Genomic DNA, 20,072 nt, shown 5'->3' with positions numbered 1-20,072 from the left:
GGTTGGCGTGAACATGGCGAAGACGTTTAGCGACGAGAAACAGTTCGAGGACGCTGTTATTGAGGTGCTGCAGCGTAACGGATGGACGGAGGTTCTCGACTACCCGTCCGAGGAGAAACTCCTAGATAACTGGGCTCGGATTCTGTTCGAAAACAATCGCTCGCAGGATCGGCTCGGGGACGTGCCACTGACGAGCACGGAGATGGATCAGATCATTGAGCAGATCTTGGCGTTGCGCACACCGCTGGGGCTCAACGAGTTCATCAACGGCCGCACGGTAGCGATCACGCGTGACGCCCCCGAGGCCGCCAACTTCGGTGTGGAGGTGAGCCTGAAGATCTATGACCGCCTTGAGATCGCGGGCGGACAGTCGCGCTACCAGATCGCCCGTCAGCCTCGATATAAGGCCAGCAATAAGATTCTGCCGCCTAGGCGGGGTGACTTGGTGTTGCTGATTAACGGCATGCCAGTGATCCACATAGAGTTAAAGCGCTCCGGGGTGCCAGTCTCGCAGGCGTATCACCAGATCGAAAAGTACGCCCACGAGGACATCTTCACCGGCTTGTTCTCGTTGGTTCAGGTGTTCGTGGCGATGACGCCAGACCAGACCCGCTATTTCGCTAATCCTGGCCCAGATGGGGTGTTCAATCAGGATTTCTACTTCCAGTGGGCTGACTTTGATAACGAGCCGATCAACCAGTGGGATCAGGTTATTCGTTCGCTGCTGGCGATTCCGATGGCGCACCAGCTGATCGGCTTCTACACGGTGGTCGACCGAGCTGCCGGCGTGCTCATGGTGATGCGTTCGTACCAATACAACGCGGCGAACCGTATCGCAGACCGGGTTCTGCAGAAGGTGTGGGGCGATAACGAACAGCGTGGGGGCTACATTTGGCACACCACAGGCAGCGGTAAAACGGTCACGAGTTTCAAGACTGCCCAGTTGATCGCGGACTCGAAGAACGCCGACAAGGTGATCTTCCTCCTTGACCGTATCGAGTTGGGTACGCAGTCGTTGAAGAACTATCGCAGCTACGGTGGGGATGCTATCGAGGTTGCCGAAACCTCGTCAACCCAGCAGCTCCTGACGAAGCTTAAAGATGATCTGTCAGTCCTGATCGTTACCTCGATCCAGAAGATGAGCATGCTTGATGTGGACGAGGTGCTGGCTGCAGACGACGTGGCCGCGTTGCGGCGTAAACGGATCGTGTTCGTCGTCGACGAGGCACACCGCTCAACGTTCGGCGAGATGCTGATGCGGATCAAGAAAACACTGCCCGACGCACTGTTCTTCGGCTTCACTGGCACCCCGATCCATGACGAGAACCAGCGCAAGCACTCCACAACGGCCACCTTGTTCGGTGACGAGCTACATAGGTATTCAATCGCTGACGGGATCCGGGACAAGAACGTTCTCGGATTCGACCCAGAAATGGTGGAAACCTACCGAGCGCGTGACCTGCGCAAACAAGTCGCGCTCCAGCAGGCCAGAGCAATCGACGAAGCTGAAGTCTTTTCTGATCCACAAAAGACGAAGATCTTCAACCGGTTCATGGACAAGAAACAAGTCCCTATGGCGCGGGCGACGAACTCGGCGGGTAAGACCGTTCGCGGAATCGAGGACTACCTGCCTACCTCCCAGTATGAGCGCGCAGAACACCGTGAAGCCGTGGTCACAGACATCATGGAGAACTGGGTGGCGCTCAGCCTGAACAGCAAATTCCATGCTCTCTTCGCGACCAGCTCGATCCCTGAAGCCATCGAGTACTACCGGATCTTCACCTCGAATTATCCGCGCCTTGCAGTGACGGCACTGTTCGACCCGAACATCGACAACACTGGCGACACCCAGCTTTTCAAGGAAGACGGGTTGGTTGAAGTGCTGTCCGACTACAACGCCCGGTTCGGCCAGAACTTCTCGATGAGTACTTACGACAAGTTCAAAACCGACGTGGCTGCCCGGCTCGCCCACAAGGAGCCACACAACGGCAGAGACTTCACCCCAGACAAGCAGATCAACCTACTAATCGTGGTCGATCAGATGCTTACCGGGTTCGATTCCAAGTGGCTGAACACGCTGTACTTGGACAAAGTGCTCGCCTACGAGAACATCATCCAGGCGTTCTCACGAACCAACCGCATCTTCGGCCCAGACAAGCCTTTCGGGTCTATCCGGTACTACCGCCGCCCATACACGATGAAGGAGAACATCGACAAAGCTGTAGAACTATACTCCGGGCAGAAACCGATGGGTCTGTTCGTCGAACACCTGGATAGGCACTTGGAGAAGATCAACGACTGCTTCTCTAAGATCCGTAGGCTCTTCGCTGCCGACGACTTCGCCGAGCTTCCCGAGAGTGAAGCGGATCAAGGTGAGTTCGCCAAACTGTTCAGCGCGCTCTACCACGAGCTGCAGGCCGCATCGATTCAAGGGTTCAGTTGGGACAAGACCGAATACCACTTCAGTGACCCCAGCCGGGTCATCGCCGTTGAAATCACTGAGAACGACTATCTGACGTTTCTCCAACGGTATAAGGAACTCACCGAGGACACTGGTGGCGGCGGAGACGAGGGCGGGGATCCTCCTTTCGACATCGACACTCACATCACCCACATCGACACTGACCGGATCGACGCGGACTACCTCAACAGTAAGTTCACTAAGTACATTCGAGCGCGCGAAGAAGGCGTGCCGGCAGACGAGCTTAAAGCCCTGCTCGAAGAAGTGCATCGCAGTTTCGCCCGACTCTCACGCGAGGATCAGATCTTCGCCAACCTGTGGCTCCATGACGTAACAGCCGGAGAAGCCAGCCTCGTCGAAGGTAAGACCGTTGAGGACTACATCAACGACTACAAGCAGACACACCAAGAACGTCAGATCGATCAGCTCGTCACAGCCCTGGGCGTTGACGCGGCACAGGTGCGTGCGCTCCTAACAGCGCACGTAACCGAAGCGAACCTTGACGAATATGGCAGGTTCACCTCGGTCAAAGAAAGCGTTGATCTTGCTCAAGCGAAACGCTACCTCGAACATCGAGAAGGCCGATCGATGTCACCATTCCTCGTCAACCGCGAAGTCGAGAAACTGCTACGAGCGTTCATCCTGCGCTACGAGCTACCCGAAGACCTCGAAGTTCCCACACAATCCGAAGACAAACCCGACTAGACAGGAGGATTACTATCTCCGCCGACCGGGTTTTGGTAGGTGGTCGAGGTCAGCCCAAACCTTTTGACGCGACCCCGATACCTTTTGACGGCTCCACACCGAGACACCAAGGTGGGTGCAAAACCCGGTCGGCATGCCGCGGCCGCGCCGCGTTCGACCCGCGCACGCAGCCACGCTGACACCCACGTCGCGACCTGCTGAAGCCGAACGGCCAGCGTTGCCCGCGTTACCGCGCCGTTTCACGCAGCGAGCGCACAGTCGCACACACCGTCAATTCGTATCACTGGCGTCATCCAACGTTTAGAAACAATCGCCTCGAAAGGTTCATCATCCCAATGCGCCGGGTCTGTAAGCGTATCCCCCAGGGCAATATCGAACTTAGAAAAGTTCACTCCATGCAAGAACATATTGATCCGGCACAGGTTATAGGTGGTGAGATTGATTTCTTGCCCGAAGAAACCTTCCTCCACGTTTTCGCGCCCTAACACTTTCGCAAACTTTAACAGCAGGGAGCCAGAACCACACGCTGGATCATAAACCCTGCCTACCCGGGTTTTACCGAGCACCGTCAACCGGGCTATCAGTTCCGAAACATCTTGGGGAGTAAAGAACTCACCCCCAGATTTACCAGCCGAGGAGGCGTACATAGTCATCAAATATTCGTAGGCATCACCGAAAGTATCAATATCGGCATCCTGATAATTACCCAGCTCCAGGTCACCGATAGCGTCAAGCAGTTTCACCAGTTTCGAGTTACGTTCCGCAATCGAGTTCCCCAAACGGGGACTATTAGTATTTACGTCATCGAATAGACCTTTAAGGTCATCTTCGGAGGAAGAGCCGATAGCCGAAGCCTCAATATCGGCAAACACCGCCGCTAGAGTCTCGTTTAAGTTTTGGTCACGAGGCGCGGCTCGGCGCACGTTTTGGAACAATTCTGAGGGAGGAATGAAAAACCCGAGGGTATTCACCATATATTCCCGGGCGGTTTCTGCCTGCTCATCATCGATTTGGGCGTAATTAAAATCTGCCTCCCCGCCCTCTGCCTGTATCTTATTTACCCAATTGGTGATGTGTTCCGAAATGAAACGGTAAAACAACATTCCCAACACGTAGGCTTTGAAATCCCAACCATCTACGCTGCCGCGCAAATCATTGGCCACCCGCCAAATCGTCCGATGTAAATTAGCGCGCTGATCCGATGCCGCCACTAGAACCTCCTGGGTAATAAACTCGCTAATAGTCTAGCGAGGCTGGCGCGTGTCAAGACCTCCGGCGCGCGCCAGCTAACAGAAAATGATTCTCGACCAGCCAATCACCGCAGCTACCGCTTGGGAAACCGCATCGTTTCGTGCTTTTCAGCAGCAGAGTCACTATTGTAGCGGTAAGATTTTTGTAACGCAGCGATAATCAGGGCGCAGGCTTCAGCATCGGAACCAGCTTCATGATGGTCCAGTTCGTACCAAGGAACTAACGCACGAGTCACAGTGGGCAACTTATAGTTCTCTAGACCAGGAACAAGGTACTGGGTGGTTCGATAAGAACAATAAAATTCAGGTGGCTTGGTTTCAGTTCCGAAGAAAGAATCCAGCTCTTGCCAAACCCTACTATCAAACTGCGCGTTATGAGCATAAACAGGCATTCCTTGCACAAAACGGTACACGGCTGAGGCGATTTCAGGCCAGGAGGGAGATTCCCGCACATCGTCGGCAGAAATACCATGCAAATAGGTAAACTCAAACGAATCAAAACCTGACGGAGGCTTTATCAAAGTCGCTAAACGATCTACTACCTGTCCTTGATGAACTTTGACCAAAGCAATCTGACAAGCTGAAACACCACCTTGTCTATTAGCAGTCTCAAAATCAACAGCCACATAAGACGGACAAGCAAGCACTTCCGGAGGCGCCACCCACGAAGATTTATGTGTTGCCTTTTTAGATTTCTGATTATAAGAAAGACCCGGTTGTATTGTTGAACGTCCCGTAAAAGGTGCAGCGGGCTTAGTCGAAGCTTTAGCCTGTTTTTCTAAGGCTACTAACCGTTTCCACTCAGCTGTATATTCTGAAGCATCGCGGCCCTCGCCCTTCGCCACCAGTTCACGTGCCTTCGCTCGGCGCTTTTCAAGGTCGAGACGGTGATCCTGACGAGAGGCTGGCAACCCCTTTGACAGCCAACCTTCTAGGGTTGAAAGCTCACCTCTATAATCCTTCATCTTGTGCTGAATAATAACCACCTGAGAAACATAAAATTCCATTACGTTTTCAGAATTATCTTCAGCAGCCTGAACCATGGCAGCCATGCAGCCCTGAGCAATTCCAAGCGCCTGTTCCAAGTCTCCTTTACGCTTTAACGCAGCTACTTCATCGACCCAATCGCAAATATCGCGTCCATTAAATTTAGGCATATACCAGGTAGAAACTTCTGTAGGCAAAGCAGGTTCACATATCTCATATCCGTTTTGAGTAGCTGGCTGTTCAGAAGCAGATTTGAAGAGCTTGCTTAACATACTAAAAATACCCATTTTTAGCTCCTAACCGGGTGAAGAATCCACTAATAGTTTAGTGACTAGAACCTAGTTAGCGCTTCTGCTTTCCGCGGGTTTTTTGTCCTTTTCCCGATTCCCGATTATCACCAAGCAGGCAAAGCCTAAAGTCCAAATCGGAAGGGTAAACAGCAGGTTTCGCTGATAGTTAGCAGTAAATATCAAAAAGAAGTCCAAAATAGCCGAAAGCGCAACCAGGATAATCCCTACCCAAACCAAAAATCAGCGATAGTGCTTTTGCGCTTAGACATGGTTTTAAATTACCAATTTTCGCTTATCCCCTCGGAAATTACCTGGGCTACACCAGTTTGGAAGAAGCTCCGATTGACTGAGCACCAGTTGCCTTTCCGCTTCTTCCTCGGCCTACTTATTTTGGTAAGTGACTTCTAAAGTGGCGCGCGCCAAGGAATGGAATAATGCCTGGAAGTTAGCTGCCGCCGCCGAGGCGTCCTCATCTAGTTCCAAAGTTTCCGTATCCAGGGCATGAACCGCGAAAATATAGCGGTGCGGACGATCCCCCTTAGGTGGAGCCGCCCCCATATATGACCATTCGCCGCCATCATTACGCAAATGGAAAGCCGCACCGTCAAGCTCCAGGTCACTGCGGCCGGCACCGGTAGGTAGGGAAGTCATCTCCGCTGGAATATCAGTAATCAACCAATGCCAAAAACCGGAGGGCGTAGGGGCATCAGGATCAAAACAAGTAAGCAGAAAAGATTGCGTTTCTTTCGGGAAACCGCTCCAGGAAAGTTGCGGGGAAAGGTTCTCCCCTGCTGCTGTCTGCGCGGTGGGCATCTGTTCCCCCGCCGTCATATCGGTGGAAGTCAAAGTAAAAGTAGGAAGTTCTGGCAGTGCCTCATAAGGGTCGAGCGCGAGCGGACGGGAGTTAAGATCCATGATTCCTCCAATACAGCGCAGGTGCTTTTGCCTCTAGGCTACGCGAATAACCTCGCTGAGGCGGAAGAATCACTAACCGATAGCCTCATTCCGATTATTTAGCGATTACTAAAAGGCTTTAGAATTGAGATCGTGTTGCATTTGATCTATTTCGAGCCACGCATCCCGGGAAACACCGGAGCTGCTATCCGCCTATCCGCCTGCACCGGTACCTTGTTACACCTGGTGGAACCGCTTTGCTTCGACATGGATGACACTAAGCTAAAGCGTGCCGGACTGGACTATCATGACCTAGCACATGTGAAAGTGCACCCTAATCTAGAGGACGCCCTGGCAGAGATACCGGGAAAAATCCACGCTTTTACCGGTCACGCCAAACTGCACTTTCAAGAGGTTTCCTATGGAAGCGAGGACGGGTTGCTATTTGGCCCCGAACCTACCGGACTCCCGGAAGAAGTCATGGCGCATCCTCGGGTAGCCAACCTGGTACGAATCCCAATGGTGCCGCACCTGCGTTCCTTAAACCTGACAATCTCCGCCTCTATCGGCCTTTATGAAGCCCTAAGGCAAAACGCCTACCCCAATCTGGTTTAACTACCACTGCCGCGCAGTGGAGAAGAAACCAACAGCCAGATAAGCGTAAGCACTGTTAAAATCGCGGGAAAATAGAAGTAGTCCTGCCCCCAGTTAGCAAGCAGTTGTGCCCGCTCCAGGTTAGGAGTGGAAAACACCAAAGCGAACAGCACCAAAAGGAGGGTTTCGATCCCGCTAAGCACCCAGGCGATTAACCTCATCCGCCGCCCATTGTGAATCACCGCGATTGAAAGCATGATCCAGTGCGCCACATTCGCTAGTGACAACATTGCGAATCCATAACCGGCAGAACCGGATGCCGGCAGGGTTGAGAACTCATGAAACAGGGCAACCACCGAGAACATTACTAAGACCGCCATGAAAAGTCGCCCCACCCCCCAAGAGGGTGCGCGTGGATCCCTATGGGAAGGTTGCTCGGATGCAGATGCTGGCAATTTATTCTCCGAAGTTTCGCGGTATTCTTTTTTAGATTGTACCCGCTGTGCCTGAAAGCTTTACCCAAGCTTCTAACCTAACAGCCAGAAAACCCTTAGTATTCTCATTCACATTTTTTACCGTCTTAAGTGAGTTCGGCCATCGCCGTGCGTTTAGCGGGCAAAGATGAAAGAATGTGGGCAGGTGTCTGGCATGCCGTGGCTACGAGCAAACTTTTCTTTAAGGCAACGCTCGCCGAGGCGTCAACCGGACCATAGCCGCGATTTTTGCAAGGAGAACATCACAATGACGAGCACCTATGACGTTGTAGTCTTGGGCGCGGGCAGCGGTGGATATGCTACCGCTTTGCGCGCTTCTCAACTGGGAATGAAAGTAGCCCTCATTGAGGGAGATAAAGTTGGCGGTACCTGCCTTCATCGGGGTTGCATCCCTACCAAGGCGATGCTGCACGTAGCGGAAACGGTTGATGCCATTAAAGAAGCCTCTCGTCTGGGTGTTAACACCAGTTTCAATGGCGTAGATATGCAAACCGTCGGACGTTTTCGTGACAACACCATTTCCCGTTTACACAAGGGGCTACAGGGGTTGGTCAAATCCCGCAAAATCGACTACATCCAAGGTTGGGGACGGGTAATCAACGCAAACACTGTCCAGGTCGGCTCGGAAACTTACCGAGGCAAGAATCTGGTCTTGGCTACTGGCTCCTATTCTAAATCGCTGCCCGGCCTCGACATTGAAGGACGGGTAATTACTTCTGACCAGGCTCTACAGCTTGATTGGATTCCTAGTAAAGCAGTGGTACTTGGGGGCGGGGTTATCGGCATCGAGTTCGCCAGCCTTTGGGCGTCCCTGGGAACCGAGGTAACCATTATCGAAGGACTACCGCATTTAGCTAATAACGAGGACGCCTCCATTTCTAAGGGACTTGAGCGTGCCTTCCGCAGCCGCGGAATTGCTTTTAAGACCGGCACTATGTTCGATTCGGTTACCCAAACTGGCAACTCGGTACAGGTTAGAACGCAGTCCGGAGACGTTTTTGATGCTGACGTACTGCTGGTGGCAGTAGGGCGCGGCCCGCGCACTAAAGATATGGGATACGAAGAAATCGGGGTACAGATTGATCGCGGCTTTATCCCGGTAGATGAACACCTAATGACGAGTGTTCCCGGCGTATATGCAGTTGGCGATATCGTTCCCGGCTTACAATTGGCGCATCGCGGTTTCGCACAAGGTATTTTCCTAGCCGAATACCTAGGCGGTCTCGATCCCCAACCGCTGGTAGAACCCAATATTCCCCGGGTTACTTTCTGTGAACCCGAGATCGCTTCGGTTGGTTTAACTCAGACGCAAGCGGAAGAAAAATTCGGCAAGGACGGGGTAAAAGTCACCGAATACAACCTGGCTGGTAACGGTAAATCCCAGATTCTAGGTACCGGTGGAATTATTAAGCTGGTGGCGCAAAAGGATGGCCCAATTGTGGGATTCCATGCCCTCGGAAAACGGGTAGGGGAACTGGTTGGCGAAGGTCAGTTGCTGGTTAACTGGGAAGCATTCCCCGAAGATTTGGCGGCGCTGGTTCACACCCACCCGACTCAAGACGAAGCGATTGGCGAGGCCGCGATGGCTCTTGCCGGAAAACCTTTACATTCCTAAAGTCCAGAAAGGTAAATTGGAAACATGGCACAAGATATTGAGATGCCCGCTCTGGGCGAATCGGTTACCGAAGGTACGGTTTCTCGCTGGCTAAAGAAGGTAGGCGATCAAGTAGCGGTGGACGAACCTTTACTAGAGGTTTCCACGGATAAAGTTGATTCTGAAGTTCCCTCCCCGGTCGCGGGGGTAGTCACCGAGATTCTGGTGGAAGAGGACGAAACCGTGGACGTAGGCACGGTAGTTTGCCGGGTTGGTGCGGCTAGCGAAGTGGGCTCGTCGACTCCTTCCGCGCCAGCAGCTCCGACCCCTGTACAAACTCCGGTACCAGAGGCTCCAGCTACCCCGGTAACTCCTGCCGCTAGCACTGCCCCTGCAGGGGGTGGACAGGCCGTAGAAATGCCGGCTCTGGGAGAATCGGTGACCGAGGGCACGGTGTCTCGCTGGTTAAAGAAAGTTGGCGACCAAGTGGCGGTGGATGAACCGCTATTGGAAGTTTCTACCGACAAGGTCGACTCCGAAGTGCCTTCCCCTATCTCCGGTGTCCTCACCGAAATTCTGGTACAAGAAGACGAAACCGTGGACGTAGGCACAGTACTTTGCCGCGTCGGTGCGGGCGCAGCTACTCCGACCGCAACCAGCACTCCGGTAGCCCCGAATACTGCATCCGCTCCCGCCGCTCCTCCAGCGCCCAGCTTGCCAGAAGATTTAGCAGAGCTCCCAGGCGCAGGTATTCCCTCCTCGATTAAACGTGAGGGTGACCATCACGTAGTCCAGTGGGCATACCCACAGGTACACACTGGTTATCCGGGAACTATGACCGTGGAAGGACAGGTAGTACCACCTTCCGATAACACTCCGGCAGCTCCTAAACCGCCGGTGGTTCCCCCAGCTCCCAAAGTTCCTGCTGCCCCGGCTGCGCCTAAACCTCCGGTAGCCCCTCCGGCGCCCGCAGCGCCCAAGGCTCCGGCTGCACCTAAAGCCACAGTTGCTCCTCCCGCGCCGAAGCCGGCAGAAAAACCGCAAGCAGCAGCGCAAGTAAGTGGCGGCTACGTAACTCCAATTGTACGCAAATTGGCACGTGAAAAAGGAGTAGATATTTCTACTCTTACCGGCAGCGGCGTAGGTGGACGCATTCGGCGCGAAGACGTACTCGCGGCTGCACAAAAATCACAGGCAGTCACCCCGAAAGCTCCCGCGGCTCCGCTACCTCCGATTGAGCCGGCGCAGGAACGTGGCAAGACCGAGAAGCTCTCTCGGATGCGCCAGACCATTGCCAAGCATATGATGAACTCGCTAGCCTCCACCGCCCAGTTGACTACGGTAGTAGAGGTAGACGTAACCCGGATTGCCAACCTGCGGGCGCGTGCTAAGGACTCTTTTGCGCAACGGGAAGGTACCAAGTTGTCCTTCTTGCCTTTCTTTGTGAAAGCGGCAGTGGAAGCCCTTAAGGCACACCCGAAGATCAACTCACGGGTAAATGACGAAACTAACGAGGTCACCTATTTCGATCACGAGAACGTAGGGATTGCGGTGGACTCCGAGAAGGGGCTGATGGTACCGGTAATCAAGAACTGTGGCGATCTGACGATTGCCGCTATTGCCCGCAAGGTCAACGAGTTGGCAGCAAAAGTTCGAGACGGTTCTATCAGTATCGATGAAATGACTGGCGGTACCTTCTCGATTACCAACACTGGTTCGCGTGGCGCCCTCTTCGATACTCCAGTAGTTAATTACCCCGAGGAAGCAATTTTGGGGCTCGGTACGATCGTGCGCCGTCCGATGGTAGTGAAAGATTCCGAAGGAAACGACACTATCGCGGTGCGTTCTTTGGTTTACCTAGCACTATCCTATGACCATCGTCTAATCGATGGTGCGGATGCAGCTCGTTACCTGACTACTGTAAAGAAGCGCTTGGAAGAAGGGGACTTCTCTGCCGAAGTCGGGCTGTAGAAGTCTTTAACTAGATACGATTTTAATAGTCTTATCAATGTTCTTTGGCTCCGGTAAAAACCGGAGCCAAAGAACATTTTTATACTGTTTTAAAGGATAATAACCGGTATTAATCCCTAAGAAGAGAGCATAGATACCAATAGAACCCTGGTATTCAGGCCACAAAACTAGATCTAAAATACATCCAGAGGACGCTTAGTGATCTGCTGGAAGATTAGGCGTGCCTGATTGTTTTGGTAACGAGTCCAAATCCAAGACTGTACCAAACCCGAATCAAAATAGATTACCTGGGCGGTATGCGGCCCCAGTTCGCGCACTTCTACCTCGGAAGGCGAAGGGGGATCTTCAGCAAGCAGTGCCGCCGCTTCCGTACGAGAAATCGGAACCCCCAGTTCCCCAATCGACATGAAATCCGGATGCATCATTTCGCGAATCTGTACCCGATTCGCACTAGCACAATACTTCTGAAAACGTAGATCCTGATCCCTGACCACCTGGGTAATCGGGCGTAGGTTAGCGGCTGCACCTCGTGCAGGAGAGCCCAGCCCACCTACGTCCACGGGCCCGGAATACAGCTGCCTATCCGGATTAGTTACCGATTTCCTAGGCTGGACACTGCGGGGAAACCTCGCTACGTTATCCGGAACGGAATCCTTAGGCTTCAATAACGGCACTTCGCTGATTATTAACTTCTGAGATTTCTTCCCGCGACGCTGTTTGAGCAGCTCGGGGTGAAAACCTGGTCCGAGATTTGGCTCTTGGCCATCCCGGTGTGCATAGGCCACTTCTCGAGCATAAATATGCGCCTGCAGCAACAGGTCTTCTTCCTTCGATCCGACACATATTACCTGCAAAGATTTTCCTGCAAGGAAACGGTCGATATTGCGGATTAGTTGCAGATCAGTGACTGGCATCCCATCTAGTTTGCGCCATTGATTACTTCGCCACTGGTGACGCCAAGTTTGCAACACTGCCGCTACATATTCGGAAGAAGTGTAAATAACCAGTGGCTCGCGAACCTCATGGGAGCGACGCACAAATGAAAATATCGCTCTGAATTGAGCCTGCGATACCGAGGCAGAATCTTCTACGCATCCGCACGCCCAATTATCCTGGTCGACTGCCCAAGCCCAACCCACCAGGTTGGCATCGGCAAGCATATAAGCATCGACAGCGAGGATTAAAGTCACGTAAATATCTTTTCACATTTATTTCAAGATTGCTTAACGCTCGTTACGCATTTGACATCACTGAGAAGGGTTTTCAGGTTTTAATCTCTCGGAAAGTAACTGGCGCGCCTGCCCTGCTAAAACTACCGAACCGAAAATCACGATTCCAACCGCATCTGCAGGTAAATTACCTTCTTCAGTTAGAGCCACCGCCTGATCTACCGCATCTAAGAGGTTAGGAGCCGCGAATGTTTGTTCCTCGCCAAATACCTCCCTGGCAATTTTCGCCAGTTCGACCGGTTCCATGGCACGCTCACCCTCCATCGGCAAGGTCACCACTGCCTCTAGCAGCGGCTCCATCTCTGCGAGGATGCCCTCCACATTTTTATCGCCCATCGCCGAGAAAACTCCGATAACCTTTTGGAATCCGAACGCATCCTCGATCCCCGCACGTAACGCTGCAGCCCCTCCCGGGTTATGTGCTGCGTCCACGATAATGGTAGGAGAACCCCCCAGCACTTCAAGACGTCCCGGAGAGCGCGCCGCATCTAGCCCAATTTCCAGAACTTCCTCAGAGAGTGGTTTGCCTGCCCCTAGCGCCTCTACCGCCGCTATCGCCAAGGCCGCGTTCACCGCTTGATGACGACCAAAAAGTGGCAAGTAGAGATCTTGATAACTGGCAGCCGGGGTATTTACAGTAAACATCTGTCCCCCAACTGCTATTTTCTGGTCACTAACCGTGAAATCTTCACCGCAAAGACGCAAAGTCGCATCTTTTTCCCGGCAGACTTCGCGAATCACCTCCAAGGCTTCAGCTTCTTGGGGAGCACAAATAACGGTAGCACCCGGACGAATAATCCCTGCTTTTTCGCTAGCGATTTTCGCAAGGGTATCCCCCAACCATTTTTCGTGATCAAAAGAAATCGGGCAGATTACCTGCACCGGAGAGTCCAACACATTGGTGGAATCCCAGCGTCCCCCCATCCCCACTTCGATTACTCCCATATCAATAGGAGCAGCTGCGAAAGCCTGGAAAGCTAAAGCAGTTAAATACTCGAAGAAAGAAAGATTACCTTCACCAGCTGCTTCGCCCTCTTTATCGGCGAGGGCGATAATCGCCTCCACATCCTGGTTGGCCTGCAAGAACGCCTGGGCACTGATCGGTTCCCCATCAATAGAGATCCTCTCGCGCACGCTGAGTAGATGCGGGGAGGTAAAACGCCCTACCCGCATCCCTTGGGCACTCAGCAAACTATCCGCAATTCGCGCCGTAGAGGTTTTTCCATTAGTGCCGGCAATATGCAAGCAGGGATAGGACAGTTGCGGATCCGAAAGATAGTCGAGGGCACGCTCAATTCGCGCTTTAGTCGGCGAGATATTGTGCTCCGGGCGGCGCTGCACAATGCGCGCATAAACCTGGGCAACCTCAAAATCTGCCAGCAAGGCTGCATCGGAGGAAGCTGGCGCAGTAGGTGCCAGTAAAGGCGCCTGCGCATCCGCTTCCTCGGAATCACCCTCTAAACTTACTTCATCAGCAGCAATCTCATCGGGCAGAGCGATCCCGCCAGCCTGCAAAATTTGCCGCAAACGTTGGGAATCTTGAGGCTGAGCCGAACTATCGCTAATCGGTAACTCGATCTTTTCTTCCCGGTCTGCTTCCACCAGATAAGGCAGCAGTTCCGGATCGATTTGCCCCCGATTTCCCCGCGCGCCCTTGGCTATCTGTTCGTACGGATTAACCGCTGGCTCTTGGCCATCTTGACTATTCACTAATCCCCCTTTTGGGCCGGCATATTACCTATACCGGATGCACCGCAGTGATGTTGATTTTCACCTCATCTGCGTTCGCGGATTCAACTTTAAATGCTGTTGCCAGCACTTCTCGGGCGATCATCTGGGCATGTTTCTGTACGCCGACTACTCGTTCGCTAGGAACCTCCAGCACCAACTCAATACGGTCAGAAACATGCAGATCTTGAGCTTTTCGTTCATCTTGGATGGAACGCACCAAGTCGCGGGCATAGCCTTCAGCCTCTAGCTCCGGGGTAATTTCGGTATCAAGGACTACTACCGCTCCATCACCTAGAACTGTGGCCACCTGCCCTTCCTCAACCTCCACCGTTGTCGAAAGCGAGAACTGCTCGCCACTTAAGGTAACTGGCTGTCCGGCAAGTAGCACGTCCGGGAAAACTACAGTTTCACCCTCTTCCTGCCACTGACCGGTCTTTTGTGCCTTAAACAGTTGCGAGGTGGCTTTACGAACCTGCGGATCAAACGCTTTCGGATTCAGCTTCAGTTGTCGCTGCAACTGCAGACCCGACTCGCTAGAGGCCTGCAATACCACCTGTTTCACGTTCACTTCCCCGGCAATCAATTCCGAGAAATCCGCCAGTTTTTGGGCTTCGTCGTGCACAATGGTAAGCGACTTCAGCGGCTGACGTACCCGCAAACTGTGGGTCTTGCGCAGTGAGTGGGCAGCCGATACTACCTCTCGCACCATGTCCATAGCCGCCACTAATGCCGGATCATCAACCGTGTCCGGAACCACCGGGTAATCACAAAGATGTACCGATTCACCCCCGGTCAAGCCCCGCCAAATTTCCTCGGTCACTAGCGGAGCTAACGGCGCCATGACTCGCATCAGTACCTCTAGGCAAGTGTAGAGAGTGTCGTAAGCTGTAGCTTCTTCTTCCCAGAAACGATCCCGAGAAGTACGTACGTACCAGTTAGTCATCAAGTCCAGATGTTCACTCACTGCCTCGCAAGCCCCGGGAATATCGTAGCTATCCAAGAGCTCCTTGACTTTTAGAGCCAAGTTGCGAGTACGGGCAAGCAGATACCGATCCATAACTCCCAGTTGCTCGAGTGTCTTTGGATCCGCTAAATCTAAGGATTTCGCCTGGTAGCCGGTACCTTTATTGCAAGAACCAGCGTATAGAGCAAAGAAGTAATAAATGTTCCATAGCGGCAAAATCACGTGGCGAACCGTATCTCGAATCCCCTCGCCTTTAACCACCAGGTTTCCACCCCGTACCACCGGAGAGGACATCAGGAACCAACGCATCGCATCCGAACCGTAGGTGTCGAACACTTCGTTAACGTCCGGATAGTTACGCAGCGACTTGGACATTTTACGACCATCATCGCCGAGCACAATCCCATGGGAAACACAGGAGGTAAAAGCGGGACGATCAAATAGCGCCGTGGCCAGCACGTGCAGCAGATAGAACCAACCGCGGGTTTGCCCGATATATTCCACGATGAAATCGCCGGGATAGTGATCCTCGAACCATTGCTGATTTTCAAAGGGATAGTGTACCTGCGCATAAGGCATAGAACCAGAATCGAACCAGCAATCTAATACATCGGGAATGCGTCGCATCATCGATTTACCGGTGGGATCATCCGGGTTAGGACGTACCAAAGTGTCAATAAACGGCCGGTGTAAATCTTTAACCTCTACCCCGAAGTCTGCTTCCAGTTCTGCCAGGGAACCATAAACATCTACCCGCGGATAATTGGGGTCATCAGATTTCCACACCGGTATGGGGCTACCCCAAAAACGGTTACGCGAAATAGACCAGTCGCGGGCGCCTTCTAGCCATTTACCGAACTGTCCATCTTTAATATGGTCTGGTACCCAGCTGATTTGCTGGTTTAGTTCCACCATACGCTCACGGAATTCGGTTACTTTCACAAACCAAGAAGAAACCGGCTTGTAAATTAGCGGCTTGCGGCAACGCCAACAGTGCGGATAAGAGTGTACATAAGACTGCTGACGCACCAACACTGCCCGTTTTTCTTTCGGGGTACGTGCCAGGGGACCTTGGTCGTCCTCGTTACCTAGCCGGAAGTCACGAATAATCTGCTTATTGGCATCAAAAATCTGTACACCCTGGTAGTCAGGAACCTCCGCCGTGAATAGACCAGCCTCATCTATCGGAGTGACCGCGTTAATCCCATTGGCGGTTAACAGGATCATATCGTCCTCGCCGTAGGGAGCCTGGTGTACCAGCCCGGTACCATCAGTGGTGGTTACGAAGTCCGCCGCCAGTACGTGGTAGGCCTTAGCACCCGGGGTTTCACCCTCACCCAGCTGATCTTTATAGTAGTCAAAAATCGGCTCGTAGGAGCGTCCTACCAGCTCTGAACCCGGGTATTCCGCCAAGATCTGTGGGTCTTCACCCAACTCTTTAGCGTAGGCAGGCAAAAGGTCGCGCGCGATAATAACCTTCTCCCCCGCTACTGGAGATTCTAAATCTGGGTCTACCTGAACGGTTACATAATTAATCTCGGGGCCAACCGCAATCGCTAGGTTAGAAGGCAGCGTCCAGGGGGTGGTGGTCCATACCAACGCTAGTTCCCCGGTTTCCAGGCGTAGCCCCACGGTTACGGTATTGTCTTGACGATCTTGATAAATATCGTCATCCATTTTCAGTTCATGATTAGAAAGTGGAGTCTGGTCGTTCCAGCAGTAGGGCAATACCCGAAAACCTTCATAGGCCAATCCCTTATCGTAGAGCTGCTTAAACGCCCAAATAACCGACTCCATATAGTTAACGTCAAGCGTCTTGTAATCGTTATCAAAATCCACCCAGCGCGCCTGGCGGGTAACATATTCTTCCCACTCTTTGGTGTAGCGCAGCACCGATTCCCGGCAGGTCTGATTGAATTTTTCAATCCCGATACCACCCGGACCTTCAATCTGGGATTTGTCATCAATCTCCAAGATACGTTCGGCTTCCAGCTCTGCCGGCAGACCGTGAGTATCCCAACCAAAACGCCGTTCCACCCGGTGACCTTGCATGGTTTGGTAGCGCCCCACCACGTCTTTTACATAACCGGTCAGCAAATGCCCATAGTGGGGCAGACCATTAGCAAAGGGAGGGCCATCATAAAACACGAACTCGTTAGAACCCGCGTCTCCCGCTTCTCTTTGGGCAATCGACTTGCGGAAAGTATCGTTCTGCTTCCAATATTTCAGGGTCTGTTCCTCTAGTTCGGGAAAAGACGGATTGGCGGAAACATCGCCATCTTTATGCCGCGGATAGTAGCCCACGTTTAACCTCACCTATTTAGAGCCGTTACTGCCAGTGCTGGGACGAAGGCCTTCCAGCCCCGCGGTACCACCCCGCTTCACCCAAAACTTGGGCCTCATTAACTGCTGTTACGGGCTTACCCGTCTGGTTCTACTACCTCTAGTAGAGGGTTCTTCCAGAGGCTCCTCGGTGATAGCCGGATCAACGCCACTTCCCAACAGCATAACCCGTTTCGCTTTTTCTCGAAATTTTGTCCGCGCTAAGATAAACACAGTTGGCAAAAATCACTTTCTGGGGAGGAAACATGGTCAAGCTCGGGGTAATCGGCGTGGGTTCCATGGGAGGCGCGATTGTGCGCGGCCTCCTTTCTTCCGGGCAACTGCAAACTGAAGATATTTTAGTTTTTAACCGTACCCGCTCACGAATGCGCGCCCTCGAGGAACAGTTTCCGCTTTCTGTAGCCCCAAATGCCGCTACCGTAGCGAGGGAGGCGAATTACCTACTACTTGGGGTAAAACCCCATATGCTCACACCTCTGCTCGATGATTTAGGGGACGCTCTCGCCGCAAAACCCATAGTAGTTTCGGTAGCTGCCGGAAAATCCCTAGCAGACATTGCGGCACATTTACCTGCAAAAACCCCGATAGTGCGGGTAATGCCGAATGTGAACGCCCAAATTAACCAGTCAATATCTGGGATTGCCGCCAACCAATACGTTAGCGAAAAAGCACTAGGCGAAGTGCAGGAAATGTTTGATGCCATTGGAAAAACCGCGTTGGTACCGGAAGAAAAATTCGCGGCCTTTGCTGCCCTCGCCGGATGCTCTCCAGCATGGATTTATCGTTTCATAGATGCTCTCGCTCAGGCAGGCGTTGCACACGGATTCACGAAAACCCAAGCCACCCAGATAGTGGCGCAGGCGGTTGCCGGTTCCGCACTTAACGTCCTCCACAATCTGCCCCAAGGTTTAAACCCTCAAGCGTTAGTAGATCAGGTTTGCTCCCCCGCCGGCACCACCGTAGCTGGTCTGTTAGCGATGGAAGATGCTGGGTTTTCCGTGGCTACCCGCGCTGCCGTTAACGCGGCAGTAGCCCGAGACCAGGAATTATCGACATCGTAAAATATTCGCGCGTTACGCCAAAACCTGCGTTAGGATAGAAACGGTTAGCTTTTTGAGAGTCAGTCTCAGCTAGCATAGTGCAAAACAGGAGGTAAAGATGGCTACTCCCGGACACGAAGACAACCAAGGAATGTGTCTTTATATAGTTCTTTACGACTATGATCCCGAACTGGTGGAGCGTAAAAAAGAGTTTCGTGCCGACCATCGTACCTTCATGCATCGTCTAAATAGCCTAGGAATCGTACTATCTACCGGCCGTACCGCCGCCGGGGATACGCGGGGCTCCTTGACAATTATGTTGGCTCGCGACAGCGAGGAAGCCAAACAAATCCTCAAGGATGATCCCTATGCGAAAGCCGGAATCGTTAAGGCAATGACGGTGAAAGAATGGTCGCCTGCTGTCGGTACTTTCGCCGACTGCTAAAGCAGCTAGCTATTACCATTCACGATATATCGAACCGTTCCGAACCGGTTTAGACCAGTTACTACCCATCCAGGTATCTTGGTTCAGTGAGCGGAAAACAGCGATTACATAGTCTTTTAGATCCCTTTATTCTTTCCATACTGTTAATTTTGGTGCTCGGCATCTTAATCCCTGTACCCGCGCAGGTGGTTAAGTCCCTGGGATATCTAGGTAATGCCCTAATCATATTGTTGTTTTTTCTTTACGGGGCGCGACTCTCTACTCAAGAAATCTGGGAAGGTATAAAAAACTGGCGCCTGCAGGGAGCAGTCGCGATTTCGACCTTCATACTCTTCCCCCTACTTGGGATAGTGATGCACCCATTAGACCTGAAGCTGCTGGGACCGGTTTTCGCCCTCGGTACCCTGTATCTAACCCTGCTGCCCTCCACCGTTCAGTCCTCGGTAACTTTTACTTCGATTGCCGGAGGGAATATCGCGGGCGCGGTTTGCTCTGCCAGTATCTCTAATATCGCGGGGATTATCCTCACCCCCGCCCTAGTGTTCGCAGTGATGGGCAGAGCCAGTGGGGTTGAGGCTTCGCGGGTGGTAAATGTCTTGCTGCAACTACTCCTTCCCTTTATACTCGGACAACTCGTTCACCGTTTTATCGGCAAGTGGCTAAATGCGCACCGTAGCCTTACCAAAGCCACCGATAACGGCACTATCTTGGCGATTGTGGCCTCGTCAGTTTGTGGTGCCACTGCCGGTGGGCTCTGGCAACAAATCTCCGCCCACCAAGTGGGATTGCTGCTGCTGCAATGCATGGTGGTGCTGGTCATTATGCTCACCCTCACCTGGAACTTGGGACGCTGGGTATCGCTAGCGCGGCGCGACCGGATTGTGCTGCTGATGTGCGGGTCCAAGAAATCCCTGGCCACCGGGTTGCCAATGGCGGCCATTATTTTCCCGCCCGCTACCGTAGCGGCCGTAACTATCCCGGTGATTGTGTTTCACCAATTCCAGTTATTGGTATGCGCGATATTGGCGCGCCGCCTAGCTACGAAACCTGCCTAACCTAAACGACAAGGCGAGGAGGATA

The 20,072-nt window shown here is 52.8% G+C and carries 13 protein-coding genes and 1 pseudogene; 7 read left to right on the top strand and 7 right to left on the bottom strand.

Annotated features, from left to right (window positions below):
* The first annotated feature begins 13 nt into the window (after positions 1–13).
* Positions 14–3,166, top strand: coding sequence for a type I restriction endonuclease subunit R, EcoR124 family (locus EFB02_RS08490; protein WP_122821176.1), 3,153 nt, complete (start codon positions 14–16; stop codon positions 3,164–3,166).
* Between the two features lie 302 nt (positions 3,167–3,468).
* Here the strand turns inward: EFB02_RS08490 and EFB02_RS08485 are convergent.
* The 3 genes and pseudogenes from EFB02_RS08485 to EFB02_RS08470 all read right to left on the bottom strand — a co-directional run.
* Positions 3,469–4,377: pseudogene (locus EFB02_RS08485) on the bottom strand (type I restriction-modification system subunit M); the annotation flags it as partial.
* 113 nt (positions 4,378–4,490) lie between these two features.
* Positions 4,491–5,690, bottom strand: coding sequence for a 3'-5' exonuclease (locus EFB02_RS08480; RefSeq protein ID WP_122821150.1), 1,200 nt, complete (start codon positions 5,688–5,690; stop codon positions 4,491–4,493).
* Between the two features lie 384 nt (positions 5,691–6,074).
* The gene (locus tag EFB02_RS08470; RefSeq protein WP_122821148.1) at positions 6,075–6,608 is read right to left on the bottom strand and encodes a YbhB/YbcL family Raf kinase inhibitor-like protein; all 534 of its coding nucleotides are present in this window, start codon (positions 6,606–6,608) and stop codon (positions 6,075–6,077) included.
* 132 nt (positions 6,609–6,740) lie between these two features.
* Between EFB02_RS08470 and EFB02_RS08465 the strand changes: the two genes are divergently transcribed.
* Complete coding sequence (locus EFB02_RS08465; RefSeq protein WP_122821147.1) at positions 6,741–7,202, top strand: tRNA (cytidine(34)-2'-O)-methyltransferase; 462 nt, start codon at positions 6,741–6,743, stop codon at positions 7,200–7,202.
* Here EFB02_RS08465 and EFB02_RS08460 read toward each other — a convergent pair.
* Positions 7,199–7,561 (bottom strand): hypothetical protein, encoded by a 363-nt coding sequence (locus EFB02_RS08460; protein ID WP_122821146.1) that lies wholly within the window; start codon positions 7,559–7,561, stop codon positions 7,199–7,201. The genes EFB02_RS08465 and EFB02_RS08460 overlap by 4 nt on opposite strands.
* 361 nt (positions 7,562–7,922) lie before the next feature.
* On the opposite strand from EFB02_RS08460, the gene lpdA reads away from it, so the two are divergent.
* On the top strand, positions 7,923–9,290 hold the full coding sequence (gene lpdA / locus EFB02_RS08455) for a dihydrolipoyl dehydrogenase (protein WP_122821145.1): 1,368 nt from the start codon (positions 7,923–7,925) through the stop codon (positions 9,288–9,290).
* A 24-nt stretch (positions 9,291–9,314) separates the two neighbouring features.
* The gene (gene sucB, locus EFB02_RS08450) at positions 9,315–11,240 is read left to right on the top strand and encodes a 2-oxoglutarate dehydrogenase, E2 component, dihydrolipoamide succinyltransferase (RefSeq protein ID WP_122821144.1); all 1,926 of its coding nucleotides are present in this window, start codon (positions 9,315–9,317) and stop codon (positions 11,238–11,240) included.
* Positions 11,241–11,413: 173 nt separating this feature from the next.
* Here the strand turns inward: sucB and EFB02_RS08445 are convergent, their stop codons facing one another.
* The 3 genes from EFB02_RS08445 to ileS are packed head-to-tail and all read right to left on the bottom strand — an operon-like array spanning position 11,414 to position 17,480.
* On the bottom strand, positions 11,414–12,430 hold the full coding sequence (locus EFB02_RS08445) for an RNase H family protein (protein ID WP_122821143.1): 1,017 nt from the start codon (positions 12,428–12,430) through the stop codon (positions 11,414–11,416).
* A 57-nt stretch (positions 12,431–12,487) separates the two neighbouring features.
* Positions 12,488–14,179, bottom strand: a complete 1,692-nt coding sequence (locus EFB02_RS08440; RefSeq protein ID WP_234992806.1) for a bifunctional folylpolyglutamate synthase/dihydrofolate synthase — start codon at positions 14,177–14,179, stop codon at positions 12,488–12,490.
* 28 nt (positions 14,180–14,207) lie between these two features.
* On the bottom strand, positions 14,208–17,480 hold the full coding sequence (gene ileS, locus EFB02_RS08435; protein ID WP_200831591.1) for an isoleucine--tRNA ligase: 3,273 nt from the start codon (positions 17,478–17,480) through the stop codon (positions 14,208–14,210).
* 272 nt (positions 17,481–17,752) lie between these two features.
* On the opposite strand from ileS, the gene proC reads away from it, so the two are divergent.
* The 3 genes from proC to EFB02_RS08420 all read left to right on the top strand — a co-directional run bounded on the left by proC (position 17,753) and on the right by EFB02_RS08420 (position 20,047).
* A complete protein-coding gene (proC, locus tag EFB02_RS08430; RefSeq protein ID WP_122821141.1) occupies positions 17,753–18,568 on the top strand; it encodes a pyrroline-5-carboxylate reductase in 816 nt (271 codons plus the stop codon).
* A gap of 97 nt (positions 18,569–18,665) precedes the next feature.
* Positions 18,666–18,992 carry a YciI family protein gene (locus EFB02_RS08425; RefSeq protein ID WP_122821140.1) on the top strand — a complete coding sequence of 109 codons (327 nt, stop codon included), beginning with the start codon at positions 18,666–18,668 and terminating at the stop codon, positions 18,990–18,992.
* An 86-nt stretch (positions 18,993–19,078) separates the two neighbouring features.
* Positions 19,079–20,047, top strand: a complete 969-nt coding sequence (locus tag EFB02_RS08420; RefSeq protein ID WP_122821139.1) for a bile acid:sodium symporter family protein — start codon at positions 19,079–19,081, stop codon at positions 20,045–20,047.
* The last annotated feature ends 25 nt before the right edge of the window (positions 20,048–20,072 follow it).

The sequence above is a fragment of the Varibaculum vaginae genome, assembly GCF_900604285.1.
GTDB lineage: Bacteria > Actinomycetota > Actinomycetes > Actinomycetales > Actinomycetaceae > Varibaculum > Varibaculum vaginae.
This window is presented reverse-complemented; position numbering and strand designations above follow the sequence as displayed.